Raw genomic sequence first — 16,670 nt, forward strand, 5'->3', positions numbered from 1 at the left:
GACTGTTTATTTTCGCATGCGCCGATCTTTATCCCCCTCATCTTCACCAAGCGCAGTCTTTGTCCTTACTGCCGAAACAAGCTTGTTCAGAAATCCCAGATTCAGCCCCATCTTGTTGCCATTTTCAATAATGCTGATAAACTCGATCACACAAAAAGCACCTGAAATGCTGTCTGTGATAACTCCTCTGCTTTTCAGCACTGCAATTTCAATGAGCAGCACCGAGCCAATAAGCAGCATTGTATATACTTTCTTCAGCAGGCCCTTGTACCCCTTGGAGCTACGGAGCCCTTCTGTCACATAAGCTGCGATAATCCCGGTAATGAAATCGAGCGCCATCAGCGCCAATAATATTGTAAACACAACTCCGAATAACCCTGTAAAAACAGACACAATCCCGGCAAGAATGCTGCCAATGGTCTTAACAATAACGTCGGCTCTTTCCATAAATGCAACCCCTATAATTCATCTATACCTTCCTTTTCTCTCCGCTGCAATCCCGGCAGGCCGGATTATTATGATAACTGCTTCTAGCTGCTCCCTGCCTCCTTTTTCGTTCCTTTTAGGAACTTTTAATTATATTATACGAACAAATGTTCCTTATGTCCACTATTTTTGCTAGAATCATCTGATCGAAATAACCTGAAATCCAGTATCCAGCCTCTGCACATATGGAGCGGCACTTGTTTCAGAAGGACGGGCAGATTGATGTTCTAAAAAAATTTATCAACACAAACTGGAGAACTGGTTATTTCGGACTATGTGTGAAGTCCGTTTTAGTGATATAGTAGGATTAGTTTTTTTAGAGGAGCGGATATAACCATGACATTATTTCAAGAAAAGGGACCTAATGCCCACTTGTTTAATGTAGACATATTGATTGAAGACGAGACCAATGCCAAGGCATTCGAGAAGCTCCTGCACATTCTGAATGAATCCGGAGCTGCAGATTTCAGAATAAATTCCGGTGTGGAGCTTGGAAAAATGATTGAAAAGCTGACGGAATCCCCAACCGGGCAACCAGTTAAAGCACCTGTACCTGCAACAGAGAAGGATCCTCAGGCCAAGCCTGTCCCTTCCTCCGTGCAATCTGCATCAACAGCCAAAAGAAATACAAGCCAGGAGCAGGACGAGGTCACCACGCGAATTCTGAAGTATATTCAAGAAAATCGCCTCATCCGGCTTAATGTTAATAAAGGACTGGGGAAGCAGCTAAGCATCCCTTGCCGCATTATTAGTCTGGACCAGAGCAATCACATATTGACGGTCTATCACGTTGATGAAAAACAGGTCTATACATTTTCACTCTATGAAATTGATGATTTTATTGAGTAGTAAAAGTAAGGCCCGGCGGTACAACCATTCCCTATAATCACTCTATCGTCCCATGCCGGATAAGCTGGATTCAGACAAAAAAGAGCCGATAGCTGGTGCTGCAAGCACCTGGCTGTTGGCTCTTTTATATAATTGTGGTTTTGTGCTCCTGTTCAATTACGAACAAGAATTTGTGTAATTTGTTCACTCGGCAGTGGAGGGCTCCAAAAGTAGCCCTGAATTTCGTCGCAGGCATGCTGCTTCAGAAAGTTCATCTGTTCTTCCGTCTCTACGCCTTCAGCGATGACCTGCAAATTCAAATTATGAGCCATCGCGATAATGGCGGCCACAATGGCAGCATCTCCCGGGTCCTGCTGGATATCCCTGACGAAGGAACGGTCAATTTTCAGCCTTCCGATAGGCAAGTTTTTCAAATAATTTAGAGAACTGTAACCGGTCCCGAAGTCGTCAATGCTGATGCTTACTCCAAGCCGTGTCAACTCCAGCAAGCATTGTGTCGCATACTGCACATCCATCGTCATCGTCTCGGTAATTTCCAGCTCCAAATATTGCGGAGACAGCCCGGTCTCCCGCAGAATCGTCGCGATCTTGTCCTTCAGATTCTGCTGCATGAACTGCCGGATCGACAGGTTGACGGACACAGGAACAGCCAACAAGCCATCATCCTGCCAGCGCTTGTTCTGCCTGCACGCTTCCTCCAGCACCCATTCGCCGAGCTGCACGATCATCCCGCTCTCCTCAGCCAGCGGAATGAATTGTCCGGGCGGAACCAGCCCGCGGTCCGGATGCTGCCATCTGACCAGCGCCTCCAGCCCGACTACCTTGCCTGTGGACAAGTGATACTGCGGCTGGTAATGGAGAAAAAACTCATTGCGCTGGATGCCCTGCTTCAGCTCATGCTGCAAAGTGAGGCGTTCCAGCGAGGAATTGTTCCAGTCCTCGGAGTAGAGCAAAATGTCGTTGCGTCCCTGCTCCTTGACTCTGCCAAGCGCCATATCGGCCTTCTTGATAATGCTGCCCGCATCGCAGTCTTTGCAGTTGGTCGCCATTCCGATGCTGGCTGTAACATGAAAAGGGAAGCCCTGCATCTCAAAGGGCTCTTCCAGTGTCGTAAGCAGCGCTCTCGCCTTCTCTACTAGCTCCTTCTCCGAATGCAGCGACACGAACATGATGGCGAATTCGTCCCCTTCCATCCGTGCACCCATATCCTCTCCGGAGAGGCCTCTTGTAAACCGCTCCGCCACCTGCAACAGCAGCATATCGCCAAATTCACGCCCGAAAGAATCATTAATCAGCTTGAACTGGTCAATATCCAGGTAGAGCATTCCAATAAACCGGTCCCCGGCCCGCTCCAGCACTTCATTAAAATGCATCATGAACATGCGCCGGTTAGGAAGGCCTGTCATATCGTCGTAATAGGCCATATAGCGAATCCGTTCATTATTGCGCTTGCGGTCACTGATATCTTGTCCGATTGCAAGCGCTCCTGTAACGTTATTTCCTTCCGAAAGCGGAAGAAGAACCAGCTGGATTTCCAGCGGAAAGCCTGTTTTATGTATGATTGTCGTCAAAGTTTGCTGCATGGCTCCCTGTTTAACCAGTTCCAGCTTTTCGAGCACCGACTGCCTGTTTCCGTTATCGAGCAGAGTAAAGAAATCCTCGCCCATCAGTTCCCCTCTCCTGTAACCCATAAGCTGGGAAGAGGCATCGTTGATAGTGACAAAGCGGCCTTCATGGTCTAATACGGCCATTGGGAACGGACTGTACGTGATGATGGACTGGGCAATTTGAGCACTTAAGTCTGAGGCGTAGATTTGGCCGCTTCTGTGAGCATATTGCTGCTTCAGAAGCAAGGCCATGCCAATAAAACCTCCGATACATACTGCGATGGAGGCTCCAGTGGCATACAAAGGGGATAGGAGACGGTCAGCAAAAATGATCCAGCCTGCGACAGCGGCTCCGATTCCAATGACTGCCATCCAGACGGTTCTCGGTGAAAGCCTGTAAACAGCCCGCCGACCATCTCTCGAAGCGATTCCTGTTACCGGCACAAGCGAAACATCCCTTCCTCATTCAGACTTGCAAAACTTCATGCCTAATAATGAACTCCAGGCCAAAAAATTGCTAAATTTTGAGAAACCCTTATTATTTCAATTATAAACGAAATCAGTTATCTGGTCATTGTTATTTTTATATTTTCTGCCTTCATTCTGTCAATTTCGTCATAACTCGCCATAAAACGACAGCAATCTGCGGTTAAACGAAACATTTAGGAAGTTTTGCCCCGTTTGAGCGCAGCTGCGATCAATAATCCCCAGCCGGCAATGAAGGCAACCCCGCCAAGTGGCGTAACGATGCCAAGCTTGGTAAAGCCGGTCAGACTCAGCACATACAGGCTGCCGGAGAAAATTATAATTCCGGCCTGAAGCAGTCTGCCTGCCCAGGCAACCAGCCCTGTATGACCGAGACGGTCAGCCACGGCTCCGATCAGAAGCAGGCCAAGCGCATGATACATCTGATAACGGACGCCAGTCTCATAAACCTCCAGCATTCGTTCTGTTATTTTCCCCTCCAGTCCGTGAGCGCCGAATGCTCCCAATGCTACTCCCAACAGCGCATAAATTGCGCCATAAGCGATAAATTTTGACATCATACAGGTATGCACTTCCTTTTGTTTGGTGTATAATTTTACAAAGCAATTCTCAAAGGAGACTCAACTATGGAACATGAGGAACAGAACCAGCTAAACAACGAGCTTGCCCCCGTCCAAAAGCAGTCCGGTCTCGGAATCGCTTCCTTCATTATCGGACTAATAAGCATCCTTGGGGTAGTGGGAATTGTCCTGCTGCTCGCATCATTCATTCCGGCCATCCTTGAAACTGGCGGCGGCATGCCGGCAATTACACCGGAGAACGCCGGAGAATACATGCCCCTTATTTTCTCTTCTTTGCTGCTGCTGCTTGTCCTCGTTCTCGGCTTCGTTGGCCTTGTACTGGGGATTGTCGGGCTCATCAGGAAGAACCGCCGCAAAACCTTTGCTATTATTGGTGTCGTATTGAATGGTTTGTTGCTTATCGGGTACCTGCTTTTGATCATCACATCCAGATTTTTAACCGGCATGTAGCATGCTTAGCGAACAACAGGACCGTGTCAACGTATTTCGTTCCGGTCCGCCCTGTTCTTGCTCTGCATAGTCCCTGCTTTATTTGCGACTCGCCCTTCCTTCCTCATAAAGGTGAAATTATAAAATAGTGCTCGCCTATTGTCCCCCTAAACCTGAATCCTCGGTTCTTCATCGTATTTCTTGATTTTCATAATTCTTACCCCAAGCCTCTTGACTTCCATTTTTCCAAGCTCTCATCCACCCTCAACCCTTTTGCCTTCTTTTCCACCCTCTGTACCCTCCTTTATTAATTATAGCCCAGAATATGCTAAACCCCAACAGCTCCAAGACGACATTCACAGCTTCTCCACAGAAAAATACCCCCTGCCGTTGGCATCGGTCGCGTGTTCTGTGCTTCCAATGCTCATTTGCTGAGGGGGCGCTTTATTTATTATTGCTTTAGTAAGAATTTTCGGGATAAAACTACCCTTTGAGTTTTAAGCGGGCACGGCTGTAGCCCTCTCTCGTCTTGGTAATTTCCAGTACCGCCGGAGAAGCCTGCTTAAGTTCCGGCACGTGGGATATGACCCCGATCATGCGCCCGGACTGCTGCAATCCAACAAGCGTATGGATCGCCTTGTGCAGCGACTCTTCATCCAGTGAGCCGAAGCCCTCGTCGATGAACATCATCTCAATCGATATGCCGCCCTGATGCGATTGAATAACATCGGTCATGCCAAGTGCCAGACATAATGAAGCATTGAATTTCTCTCCGCCTGACAATGTTTTGACATCCCGGTTTTGACCGGTGTAGGCATCATAAACGTCCAGCCCGAGACCGCTCTGGCGGCCGCGAATTTCCAGCCGGTCACTGCGCTGGAGCGAGAACTGCCCGCCAGTCATCTCATGCAGGCGTTCGTTGGCAGCAAGCAATATCTGCTCCAGAAATTCGATGAGAATGTAGCGCTCAAAAGATATTTTCAGCGAATTATCGCCCTTGAGCATCTGGTAAATATCAAGCAGTTGCTCCAGACTCTGCTCCAGCTCGGCGGTATGTTTCGCGGTATCCGTAATCGCCGCAGCCAGCCGCTTGGAAGACTGTCCATGCTGAACAGCCTCGGCAATTGCTGTTGCCTCTTGATCCTGCTCCTGCTTGAGTCCGGAAATCTGCTGCTCCAGCCCTTCCAGTGCAATTTGCTGCTTTCCTGCAAGTTCAACCTGAAGCTCGGCCAATTGCTGGGCCAAATACGACAGCGTATCCGCGAAAGTTTTCAGTTCTGTCTTGAGCCCGGAGAGTCTCTGCTCAGACAGCTTGGCTTCGGTATAATGCTCTCGTTGATCAAAGCCTGCCTTAAACAGCTCGGCCTCAAATCTTGTTGCCGCATCCAAGCTTGCAGCTTCTGTTTCCTGAACCTGCAGGGTCAACTGCTCACTGCCTGCCCGCTGCTCCGCCGCCGCCGACATTGCCCGGGCGAGGCTATCCTGGGCATGCTTCCATGCGGCGGACAGCTGCGCTTCACGCTCTGCGAGCAGACGGCGCTGCCCTTCAAGCCGTTCCGGAGACGCCAGCTCCTGTGGAATGCGCGCCAATTCCTGCTCCAGCTGCGACTGCAAACGTCCAGCCTCAACTGCGGTACTGCGCTGCTCCGCGTCCTGCCGCCCGCGAAGCGCCTCCAGCCGCTCCAGTTCGTGGTCCAGTTGCTGCGTTTCCTTGCGCAGTTCGCCCAGATGGACTGCCTTCTGCTTCAATTGGTCAGTATCTGCGCGCAGCCGTTTTCCTTCTTCCTCTGCACGTGCCAATTCTGCAGTATCCGGCTTCCGCTCCAACCCAAGCTCTGCGAGGTCCGCATCCTTGCGGGCCAGCCCAAGCTGTGCCGCTGCCGCCTCAGCCTTCGCCTGGCTAAATTCAGATTCCGCCCGGCGCAGCTGCTCCTTCGCATGCTCCAGCAACTCGCGCGAAGGCAGCTCCTGCGCATGCTGCGCCTTGTGTGGGTGGTGTTCGCTGCCGCATACCGGGCACGGCCTGCCATCCTCCAGATGCATCGCGAGAAAACCGGCCTGTCCTTCCAGCCACAGGCTCTCCAGCCGGTCATGGTCTTGCTTGACCTTGAGCAGCGCCTGTTTTTGCTGCGCCTCCAGCCTGCTATGTGCCTGATGCCGCTCGTCCAGCTCCAGCAGCTCCTTGATCAGCTTATACCTCGAACGCGCCTGCTCAAGCAGGGCAAGCTTTGCAGGCAACTCGTCCACCGCCTGCTCCTGCTCCGCAATCAGCACCTGCAGCTCCTTGCGGCGATGACGGAGCGCAGCCTGCTGCTCCTGCGTCCCGGCAAGCCCTGCGGCCGCTGTACGCTCCGCAGCAAGCAGCCGCTCCAGTTCTTTGCGGCACTGCCCGAGCGTCGCCACGATCGGCGTCCACTCCGCAAGCCGCTCCAGCTCGATCGCAGTCTGCCGTCTCAGCGTCTCCTGCTCCTCCTCGCGTTGATACAGCTCCCGCGCCTGCTTCTCGGCGAGCTGTGCAGCTTCAAACTGTTGCTGCCGCAAGGCTGCTTCCTGCCGCTTCTGTGCAAGCTGCGCTGCGAGCCGGACTGCCTGCTCCTCGTACGGCTCAAGCCGTGCCGCCCTCTCTGCTGCTGCAACCCGCAGCTCCTGCTGTGCCATTTCCGCCTGCCGCAGCAGCAGGTCCTTTTGCTGCTCCTGCTTGCGGGCCAACTCCGCAAATCGCGCATTCACCGCAGCAGCCTGTCGGAGCGCCGACTCCTGCTCCTCGAGGCGGCTCGCCCGCTCCTGCTGGCGCTGCTTTCCAGCCTGTGTCAGCTCCTCGTAGTACCCGGTCTCCTGACGAAGGCCTTCAAGCACCTGAAGCGGGCTGTGATGCTCCTGCATCAGTGTTGCTGCCAGCAGGCTGCCCTCGCGCATTGGCAGCGCCTCCTGTGCCTGCTTTGCATACACATGAAGCTGAAGCTGCGCATTTTTATGCTGTTCTCTCAGTTCCCGCGTCTTCAACTGGAAGTCATCCTCCAGCTTCCGGTACAGACCGGTGCGGAACAACCTGCGCAAAATTTCCTCTTTGTTTTCCGTATCTGACGTCAGCAGTTTGCGAAACTCGCCTTGGGGCAGCATGACGATCTGGCTGAACTGATCTTTGTTAAGCCCGAGAATACCCTCCAGACGGCCCCCTACATCTCCCACCGTAAAACGGTCAACAGCAGGCACTTCCTGGCCGCTCGTCAACTCGTACAGTTCAATTTTGCCTCCGGTCTCGCTCTTATTGGAACCCTTCCGGTGCGGCATCTGGCGGAATACACGGAAGATCCGGCTTCCCGCCTGGAACATGAAGTCTACAGCGGTATGCTGCTCCTCTGCAGCAAAGTGGCTGCGCAGCATCCGCGGCTCCGAGCGGTCCTCGCCGCTCGCCGAGCCGTAGAGCGCATAGCAGATCGCATCAAATATCGTCGTCTTCCCTGCACCCGTGTTGCCTGAAATAACGAACAGCCGATGTTGTCCCAACTCGCGAAAATCGATCGTCTCTGTATCCCGGTATGGCCCAAAGGCCGTCATTGTCAGCAGCAGCGGCTTCATACGGCACCTCCGTCCTCACGCAGCACCCGGTCATACGCCTCGGCAAAGAGCTGCTTTTTCCCACTGCCAAGCTTCATGCCCTTAACCTCCTCATAGAAGGCTTCAAACAGTTCTACAGGGTCCGCCTTGCGACGCCCTACGGAAGCAGTCCGCTCCTGTTGCGCAGCAGCAGCCTCAGCCTGCGCCCGGCGTTCTACATGAAGCGCATTCGGGTAGAATGCACGTACCTTCTCCATCGGGAACAGCACCGGATTATCGCTGATCAGCGTTACAAATACATAATCTTCGCAGCGGGAATGCGTCTCCAGCTCTTCCAGCGTGACCGCAACCCGGCGCATGTCACGCCGCGCTGCAAGCTCCCTCTTCTCCACCTGAACCGCCCCGTCAGCCGCTATATGTACCATATAATAGCCCTTGTTATGATTTTCTTCGGATATCGAATATTTCAATGGCGACCCCGCATAGCGGATATCCTCCCTGGACACATAGTGTGCCTGATGGAGATGGCCCAGCGCCGTATAATGAAACGGATGAAAATATTCCGCCCGCACATGCTCAGCTCCCCCAATTGACAGCGGCCGCTCTGATTCGCTTGTATTGCTCTGCGGTTCCCCCCCCGGCGTAACAAAGGCATGCCCGACCAGCACATGCCGGGCCGCGGGATCCAGCTTCTCTGTAATTCGGTCAAGAACAGCCTTCATCGCCTCATCATGCGTACGAATCGACTCATCCTCCAGCGCATACCGCACCTGGGCCGGATCGGCATAGGGCACCAGATAGAAGTGTACCTCCCCTGCTTCATCGCGCAGCACGACAGGCTCAATCTCCTGCTTGAGCTGGCCTGCCAGATACAAGCCCTGCCGCTGCATCATCCGGGTGCCGAATCCGATTCTATCCGGGCTGTCATGATTCCCAGATATTGCCATAACTGGCGTTTCCAGCTCGATGACGAGCCTTTCCAGCACTTCATTCAACAGCTCCACCGCCTCGGTAGGCGGAATCGCCCGGTCATACAGGTCACCTGCAATGATGACGGCATCCGGTTTTTCCTGCTGCACGACCTCAATAAGCTGTTCAAGCACATAACGCTGATCTTCTGTCATATAGACGCCTTGAACCAGCTTGCCGAGATGCCAATCCGCTGTATGCAATAGTTTCATCTCTATAAACTCCCCTTTCTCCTCGCATCCCTTGCTGAACGATTTGTATTTAATGAAAGAGTCTGCACCTGGCAGCACAGCCCCGTAATCGAACAATTGAAACCCATCATCAACACCAGCATGGACATCTTTTCTTCCCTTTAAAATTCGCTCTGGACACGTCTGAATCCTATCTGAACGGGAAATTCAGCCGGGAGTAACATCTTCCAGCGGATGCTCTCTATCCCGCCCTGGACAGACGACCTCACATAACTGGCCGCAAAATGAATATATTGATTACAATACTTTTATTTTCACGGGAGGGAATCACCCATGGCAGAGCCGCTGTTTATTGTATCGCGCGAGGACTGGTCCTTGCACCGCAAGGGCTACGAGGATCAGGCCCGGCATCAGGAGAAGGTGCGGGAGGCCATCAAGCAGAATCTTCCCGATATTCTCACAGACGAAAGCATCATCATGTCCGACGGACGGCAAATTGTCAAGGTGCCGATCAAGAGTGTCGATGAATACCGCTTCATATACAATTTCAACAAGCAGCAGCATGTCGGGCAGGGCGATGGGGATTCACAGGTGGGCGATGTGCTCGGTGTCGATCCGCAAGCGAAAAAAGGACCCGGCAAAGGGCAGGGGGCGGGCGATCAGCCCGGAGAGGATTATTTCGAGACAGAGGTCAGCATGGCTGAGCTGGAGAATCTGCTGTTTGATGAGCTGGAGCTGCCCAATCTGGAAAATAAGCAGAAGGAGCAAATGCAGGCCGAGGATATTGTCTTTCATGACATTCGCAAAAAAGGCATTATGTCCAACATCGACAAAAAACGGACGATCATGGAAAATTTGCGCCGCAACGCAAGCCGCGGCATCTCCGGCATCTCCGGCATCTCCCCCGATGATCTGCGATTCAAGACATGGGAGGAGGTCGTGCGGCCCCATTCCAATGCTGTAGTGCTGGCGCTTATGGATACATCCGGCAGTATGGGGTCATTTGAAAAATATGTCGCACGCAGCTTCTTCTTCTGGATGACCAAGTTCCTCCGCCGCAAATACGAGCATGTGGAAATCGTCTTTATTGCCCATCATACGGAAGCGAAGGAAGTTACGGAGGAGGAATTTTTCACGCGTGGGGAAAGCGGGGGTACCATCTGTTCTTCCGCTTACCAGAAGGCTCTCGAAATTATAGACAGCCGCTATCCGGCTGCCAACTGGAACATTTACCCTTTCCACTTCTCTGATGGCGATAATCTGACTTCTGATAATGAAAAATGCGTCAAGCTCATTGAGAAGCTTATGCAGCGGACGAATCTGTTCGGCTACGGCGAGGTGAACCAGTATAACCGCAGCAGTACCCTGATGTCAGCCTACAAACATATCAATAACAAGAAATTTATGTACTCCATTATCCGCGAGAAAGGCGAAGTCTATAAGGCACTGAAAACTTTCTTTTCCAACCCGGCTCAGGCCTGACTTCCCCGCCGCTGAATGAATTTTGGTTATAAACCCTTTATCTCAACCCAAAAACCAGCCCGATACCCGGTATCAGGCTGGTTTTTGCATGTCATGGCCTTATTAAGGACGAATGGCTTGAATAAGTACGGATTCTCCTGTAAAAGCGGAAAGCCTGCCTGATTCATCCGTTTGAACAGAGAAGAACTCTTTCACATCGCCGGATGCATCCATCAGCTTGGCTTCAAGAACAGACTTCTCTGCTTCAGCCATCCCGGAACGTTCACACCAGTCCTGGAATTTGAACGGTTTAGCGTAAGCAGCCAGCAATTCAATGCGAAAGCCCTTTTGTTCGAGCAGACTGATCCATTCGGTCTTTTTCAATGCACGGACATGGCTGGGATCACGATGCTTTTCCACGTCATTATAAAATTCATCGTAAGCATCGTTCTCAGGTGCAACATTGTCAATAAAAAGCAGCTTGCCTCCCGGCTTGACAACCCGGAACGCTTCCGCTGCGAATGCCGGCACATTCGGGAAATGGTGGGCTGCAATCCGGCATGTGACCAAGTCAAAGGAAGCGTCGGCAAATGGCAGCTGTTCGGCATCACCCTGAACAAAGTCAACATTGGCCAAGCCGTTCCCCTGGATAAATTCCGCTGCCTTCGCCAGCATTTGTTCTGTCAAATCATAGGCAACTACACGGCGCACCAGAGGCGCCAACGCATTGGCTACGTGCCCGCCGCCCGTTGCGATGTCAAGCACCTCCATTTCCTTGCCGGCCCTGGATTGGCTTACTAGCATCGCCAAATCCTCCCCCTTGGCATGGCGGGTGCTGGTCACATATTTGGCTGCGTGCTTGCCGAATTGCTCCTGGACTTGATTTTTTACGGAATCGCTCATACGTTTACCTCCTTTGTAATATAGAATTCATGTATTTGTTTCATCTAATGAAACACATTTTCGTTTTATGAAACTAAAATCACTTTATCATAATTTTTAATGGAAGTAAATGCGTCCTGTAAGAAGATCCACGTGCATTCAGCATCATGTATTGCCACTTCATTCCATCTTCGTTAAACTGTTCATATTGTCCTGAAATTGAAATTTCGCAACGGAACAAGGAGGGAGATTAGACCATGCCGCTGTTACGGCCGCGCATTATTATAATTGCTGCTGCTCTCATTCTGCTAAGCTGGATAGGAAACTACTGGTATGCCGACCGTCAAAAAATAGGCAAGCCGATCCTGCTGAATCATTATTATGAACTTGGCGGCTCAAATGGAGAAACCTTCGACATCTACTATTTGGAGGACCGGAATCCGGATATCCGCGTTCAAAGAATCGATATGCCGGACGCCTTAAGTTATCATTTGCGTCAATACGATCGTTCACCGAAGCAAACTTACCAGCATCACATCCTGTACCATGTCATGTTTCAACTGCAACCATCCGATACGATGGACACTTACGGCGAGGATATGGAGACAACTTTACTCCATGTCTACTACAGTGATGGCACACGGGAAACCGTCCCTTTCGGCCGCCTGTTTATTGAGGGCAACGGGAAACAGACACCAAAGAACGATGATTCGAACGAAAGCATTGTGAACTGGTACAGTACAGGAGGCTCAAGCAACTACTCAGGGTTCACCCAGGCCAAGGCTGAAATGCCTTTTAAGCTGACCGGAACCGACAGCATCCAGGCCGGCAGGCTGGGGTCATGGCTGGAGCTTAAGCTGCTTATGCCGGACGGGTCTGATGTCAGATCTCCGTCTGAGGAATTATTATCCGGGGAGAAAATTAGAGGGATTCCGCTGCCACAAGTTGATTATCCGCTTGATGTTGCACAGGATGATATTCTTCAACTCAATTACCAGTTCCGCTTTCCCGACAAGAACAAGCCGCTGGAAGCATTGACACCGATGGTATTCCCCGTCCGTTTTCAGGCTGACTCCGGTTCCTTCAAGACGAGAGTTCAATACAGGCCAAACTTCAACGAAGCGGATATTCGCAGGCTGATTCAGTTAAGGGGGGAAAATGGTTGAGACGTGAGCTTCGTCAGATCGCATGGGGGTACATCCTGATTTTGTTCGATTTCAAGGTAATGGGCTTTGATCTGCTGCCGGATTGGCTGGGCTGCCTGCTCATTATTTTTGCCTGCCTGAAGCTTAGCGCCTGCTCCCGCTTCTTTGTCCTAACCGGCTGGCTTGGAGTTGCTAATCTGGTTCTTCAACCCGTTATCTATCTTTATTTAGTTTTCCCCCCTTCACTCATTACAAATGAAGGCATTCTCCCGCCCTTAACCCTGTCTTACCTGCTTAACGGACTTAGTTCCCTGCTGATGCTTGTCATGTTTTACGGGATTTGCCGCGGCCTGCTTGAATGGGCAGAGCGGCCGGAAAACCGCAAGTCCAGGCCTCTTCTTACTGCAAGCATTCATAACCGCTGGAAGCTGGCCTTTGTTATGATAGTCCCTTATTTATTTGCATTGCCGTTCGGATACAACCTGCCCGAAGATTTTGCCCTTTTCTTAATCGTATGGGGGGTCATCAACTGGCTGATTTGGCTCATTCTTATCCATCTGTTGTTCAAAGCCTCGAAGCTGCTTGCCGAACCGTTGGAACCATCTGATTCCGATGGTGCGCTCCAAAGAATAGATTTAACAGTGTAGCTGAAAACAAATCAAAACACCCCCTGAAATGAGACAGTGGAAGCTTCCGCTGATCTTCATTCCAGGGGGTGATATATTAACGCGAAACCTTATATGGGTTCGCTGGCGGGTGTTAAGTCCAACCTTCCAAATACTTGTTGCTTCAACCTCTGACTTATGGTCTTAATGTCTTCAATGCGCCGCTCCATGCCGCCACTTCATCCAGCATGGCGTTCACATTATTCAGATGGTGATCTTGCGGCTTGAACTCAGAGCCATTCACAAAATCCGTGAACAAGGATAACGTCGGGTGCGTGCGGACATCCGCCACCTTCAATTCACCCAAAATTCCGCGCAAATGCTCTGCCGCTCGGGCTCCGCCCGCTGCTCCATAGCTGACGATGCCTGCTGCCTTGTCATTCCAGGCTTCACGCGCCAGATCAAGCGCATTTTTCAATGCTCCGGTAATGCTGTGGTTGTACTCCTGAACGATGAACACAAAACCGTCAAGGCTGGCAAGCTTCTCATTCCATGAAGCAATGCCAGGCGCATCCGCCTCCCCAAGGAACGGCAGTTTGAAATCTGCAATATCAATAATTTCATAATTGGCATCCGCACGATGTTCTGCGATCCCCTTTACCCATTCACCCACCTGCGGGCTAAGCCGCCCTTGACGTGTACTTCCCAGAATAATTCCAATATTTAATTTAGCCATTGGTTGTTCCTCCTTGGATGGTTTTCCAAATAATTTATCTAAAAAGCCCATGTCACACACACCCTCTGATTTATGAAATGCTTAGCAAAATACGATTTCCTGACGGATCGGCCGCAAAGACCGAATCCTCTTCTATTTCCAGATCAGCTCCGAGCTGCTGCAATTTAGCAATTACCCGCTCTCTGGCTTCTTTATCCGGCAAAACCAAGGTGTAAAATGAAAGCCCAGCACTATTGTTTGGAGGCTTGGGAGCCCCTTCGCCATTCCATATATTCAAGCCAATATGATGATGGTACCGGCCTGCCGAAATGAACAACGCTTGTGCCCCGTAGCGGCTGACAACCTCAAATCCCAGACCTTGCGTATAAAATTGCTCTGCCGCACGCAGATCGGACACATGAAGATGAATATGGCCCATAACTGTGCCCGGAGGAAGGCCCTGCCATTCCGTCTGTCCTCCATCTGCAAGGAGGTTTTCAAAATCGAGCGGATCAACTGCCATCTCCACCTGCCCGCCATTCCAGCTCCAATCCGCATCATCACGATCGGCGTAGACTTCAATGCCATTCCCGTCAGGATCAGACAAATACAAGGCTTCGCTGACCAGATGGTCGGAAGAACCAAACCGTTGGTTCAGAGCTGCAAAGTGACGGACAATTCCCGCCAGATCCTGACGGCTGGGAAGCAGCAATGCGAAATGATAAAGTCCTGTCGTTCGTCCCTGCTTCGGTATGACATTGTCAGGCTGTTCTACAGTCAGCAAAACCGTTCGGCCATCGGCAGTCAGATCCGCCGCTTTGGCTGTGCGATTCAATACTTTGAAACCGATCACCTCTTGATAAAATGCCAGGGAACGCTCCAAATGCTGCACCTTGAGATGGACCCGGCTGACGAACTTATTCGGCTTTTGATGAAAGTTCATGCTCATATCCCCTTTACAATTGAAGGAAACATCCCTCCTTCATGTTGGCTATCTAAATCAAACTAAATTTCTATAGTTAAAGTTAATTACTTTATGTAAGTAATTATATATACATAACTTTATTTCGTCAAGAAAGTTTATTTTGAAATTTTTGCACTCGTTGAATCACATTATACTAATGGACTATTTTGCAATTGATGTCCTACAACTCTGAAGGAAATAAATTAAATAAGATGCGATACTTTGATTTATTGGATATAATAGGGATAAAAAACATATTATTTATCTATTCACATTTAAGAGAAGAATATAACGGGGGGAAATGGGGGCTAATGCAAAGCAAGATAATTTTATTAATAGATTGTGAATTTAATACTCTTTCAGAAAGGGTACAAAAAGAAATCTATAATGAGTTTTATAAATTTGTTTATGGAGCAATTATTTTCATTGTTAAAGAGCATGCGGCTACAGAGGATATCATACAGGAGTCATTTTTAAAAATTATCAGGAGTGTTCCTGAACTAGATGGAGAAAACAAACTTAAAGCTTGGATTAAAGTTGTTGTGAGAAATACGGTTTTCAATTACTTAAAAAAACAAAAAAAAATTCGAAATGAAGTTGATGTGGATAGTATTTTCATTAACGATAGTATTAACTTTGCTACAACGACTGATACCATTCATACAGAGATTGAGCTTAAGGAAATGATCAATGTAGTAGAAAAATATCTAAATCAATTAAAACCGGAATATAAAATCCTTATTGAGTTAAGATGGAAAAAGGAAATGAGTTATAAAGAAATAGCCGCTTATTTAGAAATAAATGAGCCGCTAGTAAAAGTTAAACTTCATAGGGCAAGGGAATCTATTAAACAAAAAATGATTACAGAATGGGGTGATGTAAAATGAATAAAGGAAAATTTAATCAGATGTTCGATGAATCTTTTGAAATAGCTGCAAAGCAATTTACAGTGACACCCGATCCGACAAAATCTTGGGAAAATATAAAGCCTAGAATAAATAAAGGAAGAAAACAAAAATTAAGCATACTACCTTATATTGCCGCTTCATTTATTTTGGGTGCATTGGCTTTCGGAACTCCTCTGGTAACCAGTGCAATTCATCCCATCTTTCAAACCATAAAGGAAATTCAATCAGATGTAGTCACTTTTATTTTTGAAGATCGTGGAGACAACGCCAACATAACACCTAAAACTTCCCCGCCAGATTTAAATAGTATTGAAACTCAAGATATTAGTACAGAAATCAAAATGAATAAGAGATTCACATCATGGAAAGAAGCGCTTCCATATTTATCTTTTGATCCATTATATGTAAATTTTATCCCTGAAGGCTATACTCTACAAGATACTCGTTTGTTTTTTCACGATAATCAAAAAAAATCAAATGAAGCTATCCTTTTATTTTCCAATGATAAGAATAACAAATTTAGAGTAGTTATGCGCCTTCTTAGAGGAAATGAAACTATCACTTCTGCACATCACAAGGATGAAAGCGCAGTTGAAAAAATAATAATTAATGGCACAGATGCTTTTCTTATTAATTTTCCTGAAAAAACATTAAGTATCGAATTCATGTTTAAAAATATGTACGTGTCTGTGTCTGGGGAACTAGAAAGAAATGAAGCAATAGAAATTTCAAAAAATATTAACTAAGATAATTGATTAAATACACTACAAATAAACAAAGGAAACCGTTCATATCCCACAGTAGTTGTACTACTCATGCTACAGAACGGTTCCT

The 16,670-nt window shown here is 49.1% G+C and carries 15 protein-coding genes; 7 read left to right on the forward strand and 8 right to left on the reverse strand.

Translation table 11 applies throughout. From position 1 onward, the window contains the following. Nucleotides 1-6: 6 nt before the first annotated feature. Complete coding sequence (locus H583_RS35450) at nt 7-447, reverse strand: phage holin family protein (RefSeq protein WP_051236662.1); 441 nt, start codon at nt 445-447, stop codon at nt 7-9. Nucleotides 448-822: 375 nt separating this feature from the next. Here H583_RS35450 and H583_RS0119705 point away from each other — a divergent pair, with 375 nt between their 5' ends. Next, nucleotides 823-1,335 (forward strand): hypothetical protein, encoded by a 513-nt coding sequence (locus H583_RS0119705; RefSeq protein WP_028561979.1) that lies wholly within the window; start codon nt 823-825, stop codon nt 1,333-1,335. Between the two features lie 152 nt (nt 1,336-1,487). On the opposite strand, the gene H583_RS33550 is transcribed toward H583_RS0119705, so the two are convergent. Then, nucleotides 1,488-3,386, reverse strand: coding sequence for a putative bifunctional diguanylate cyclase/phosphodiesterase (locus H583_RS33550; protein ID WP_245585943.1), 1,899 nt, complete (start codon nt 3,384-3,386; stop codon nt 1,488-1,490). 218 nt (nt 3,387-3,604) lie between these two features. After that, nucleotides 3,605-3,985 carry a DUF423 domain-containing protein gene (locus H583_RS0119715; RefSeq protein ID WP_028561980.1) on the reverse strand — a complete coding sequence of 127 codons (381 nt, stop codon included), beginning with the start codon at nt 3,983-3,985 and terminating at the stop codon, nt 3,605-3,607. A 69-nt stretch (nt 3,986-4,054) separates the two neighbouring features. Between H583_RS0119715 and H583_RS0119720 the strand changes: the two genes are divergently transcribed. Next, nucleotides 4,055-4,459 (forward strand): hypothetical protein, encoded by a 405-nt coding sequence (locus tag H583_RS0119720; RefSeq protein ID WP_028561981.1) that lies wholly within the window; start codon nt 4,055-4,057, stop codon nt 4,457-4,459. 462 nt (nt 4,460-4,921) lie between these two features. Here H583_RS0119720 and H583_RS0119725 read toward each other — a convergent pair whose 3' ends face one another. After that, nucleotides 4,922-8,017 (reverse strand): AAA family ATPase, encoded by a 3,096-nt coding sequence (locus H583_RS0119725; RefSeq protein ID WP_028561982.1) that lies wholly within the window; start codon nt 8,015-8,017, stop codon nt 4,922-4,924. Continuing rightward, on the reverse strand, nt 8,014-9,177 hold the full coding sequence (locus H583_RS0119730) for an exonuclease SbcCD subunit D (protein ID WP_028561983.1): 1,164 nt from the start codon (nt 9,175-9,177) through the stop codon (nt 8,014-8,016). The genes H583_RS0119725 and H583_RS0119730 overlap by 4 nt, the downstream gene beginning before the upstream one ends. A gap of 312 nt (nt 9,178-9,489) precedes the next feature. On the opposite strand from H583_RS0119730, the gene yhbH reads away from it, so the two are divergent. Further along, a complete protein-coding gene (gene yhbH, locus H583_RS0119735) occupies nt 9,490-10,638 on the forward strand; it encodes a sporulation protein YhbH (protein WP_028561984.1) in 1,149 nt (382 codons plus the stop codon). Between the two features lie 102 nt (nt 10,639-10,740). Here yhbH and H583_RS0119740 read toward each other — a convergent pair whose 3' ends face one another. Next, a complete protein-coding gene (locus H583_RS0119740) occupies nt 10,741-11,520 on the reverse strand; it encodes a class I SAM-dependent methyltransferase (protein WP_028561985.1) in 780 nt (259 codons plus the stop codon). A 236-nt stretch (nt 11,521-11,756) separates the two neighbouring features. Between H583_RS0119740 and H583_RS0119745 the strand changes: the two genes are divergently transcribed. Both H583_RS0119745 and H583_RS0119750 read left to right on the forward strand, forming a co-directional pair. Continuing rightward, nucleotides 11,757-12,665 carry a hypothetical protein gene (locus H583_RS0119745; protein WP_028561986.1) on the forward strand — a complete coding sequence of 303 codons (909 nt, stop codon included), beginning with the start codon at nt 11,757-11,759 and terminating at the stop codon, nt 12,663-12,665. Next, the gene (locus H583_RS0119750; RefSeq protein WP_028561987.1) at nt 12,662-13,291 is read left to right on the forward strand and encodes a hypothetical protein; all 630 of its coding nucleotides are present in this window, start codon (nt 12,662-12,664) and stop codon (nt 13,289-13,291) included. The genes H583_RS0119745 and H583_RS0119750 overlap by 4 nt, the downstream gene beginning before the upstream one ends. Nucleotides 13,292-13,445: 154 nt before the next feature. On the opposite strand, the gene H583_RS0119755 is transcribed toward H583_RS0119750, so the two are convergent. Both H583_RS0119755 and H583_RS0119760 read right to left on the reverse strand, forming a co-directional pair. Next, nucleotides 13,446-14,036: an NADPH-dependent FMN reductase gene (locus H583_RS0119755; protein WP_028561988.1), complete on the reverse strand. Its 591-nt coding sequence runs from the start codon at nt 14,034-14,036 to the stop codon at nt 13,446-13,448. Between the two features lie 19 nt (nt 14,037-14,055). After that, on the reverse strand, nt 14,056-14,907 hold the full coding sequence (locus H583_RS0119760; protein WP_028561989.1) for a VOC family protein: 852 nt from the start codon (nt 14,905-14,907) through the stop codon (nt 14,056-14,058). Nucleotides 14,908-15,239: 332 nt separating this feature from the next. Here H583_RS0119760 and H583_RS0119765 point away from each other — a divergent pair, with 332 nt between their 5' ends. Next, nucleotides 15,240-15,815, forward strand: a complete 576-nt coding sequence (locus H583_RS0119765; protein WP_028561990.1) for an RNA polymerase sigma factor — start codon at nt 15,240-15,242, stop codon at nt 15,813-15,815. After that, entirely contained in the window at nt 15,812-16,582 is a 771-nt protein-coding gene (locus H583_RS0119770) for a DUF4367 domain-containing protein (RefSeq protein WP_028561991.1), read from the forward strand. Before H583_RS0119765 ends, H583_RS0119770 begins: the two co-directional genes overlap by 4 nt. The last annotated feature ends 88 nt before the right edge of the window (nt 16,583-16,670 follow it).

The organism is Paenibacillus pinihumi DSM 23905 = JCM 16419, assembly GCF_000422505.1.
In the GTDB taxonomy this organism is placed as follows: domain Bacteria; phylum Bacillota; class Bacilli; order Paenibacillales; family Paenibacillaceae; genus Paenibacillus_D; species Paenibacillus_D pinihumi.

Bases quoted from the DNA above. Each gene is read 5' to 3' on its own strand.
- H583_RS0119730 (WP_028561983.1), bottom strand. From the start codon at position 9,177: ATGAAACTATTGCATACAGCGGATTGGCATCTCGGCAAGCTGGTTCAA.
- H583_RS0119715 (WP_028561980.1), bottom strand. From the start codon at position 3,985: ATGTCAAAATTTATCGCTTATGGCGCAATTTATGCGCTGTTGGGAGTA.
- H583_RS0119745 (WP_028561986.1), top strand. From the start codon at position 11,757: ATGCCGCTGTTACGGCCGCGCATTATTATAATTGCTGCTGCTCTCATT.
- H583_RS35450 (WP_051236662.1), bottom strand. From the start codon at position 447: ATGGAAAGAGCCGACGTTATTGTTAAGACCATTGGCAGCATTCTTGCC.
- H583_RS0119725 (WP_028561982.1), bottom strand. From the start codon at position 8,017: ATGAAGCCGCTGCTGCTGACAATGACGGCCTTTGGGCCATACCGGGAT.
- H583_RS0119755 (WP_028561988.1), bottom strand. From the start codon at position 14,036: ATGGGCTTTTTAGATAAATTATTTGGAAAACCATCCAAGGAGGAACAA.
- H583_RS0119720 (WP_028561981.1), top strand. From the start codon at position 4,055: ATGGAACATGAGGAACAGAACCAGCTAAACAACGAGCTTGCCCCCGTC.
- H583_RS0119705 (WP_028561979.1), top strand. From the start codon at position 823: ATGACATTATTTCAAGAAAAGGGACCTAATGCCCACTTGTTTAATGTA.
- yhbH (WP_028561984.1), top strand. From the start codon at position 9,490: ATGGCAGAGCCGCTGTTTATTGTATCGCGCGAGGACTGGTCCTTGCAC.
- H583_RS0119765 (WP_028561990.1), top strand. From the start codon at position 15,240: ATGCAAAGCAAGATAATTTTATTAATAGATTGTGAATTTAATACTCTT.
- H583_RS0119740 (WP_028561985.1), bottom strand. From the start codon at position 11,520: ATGAGCGATTCCGTAAAAAATCAAGTCCAGGAGCAATTCGGCAAGCAC.
- H583_RS0119770 (WP_028561991.1), top strand. From the start codon at position 15,812: ATGAATAAAGGAAAATTTAATCAGATGTTCGATGAATCTTTTGAAATA.
- H583_RS0119760 (WP_028561989.1), bottom strand. From the start codon at position 14,907: ATGAACTTTCATCAAAAGCCGAATAAGTTCGTCAGCCGGGTCCATCTC.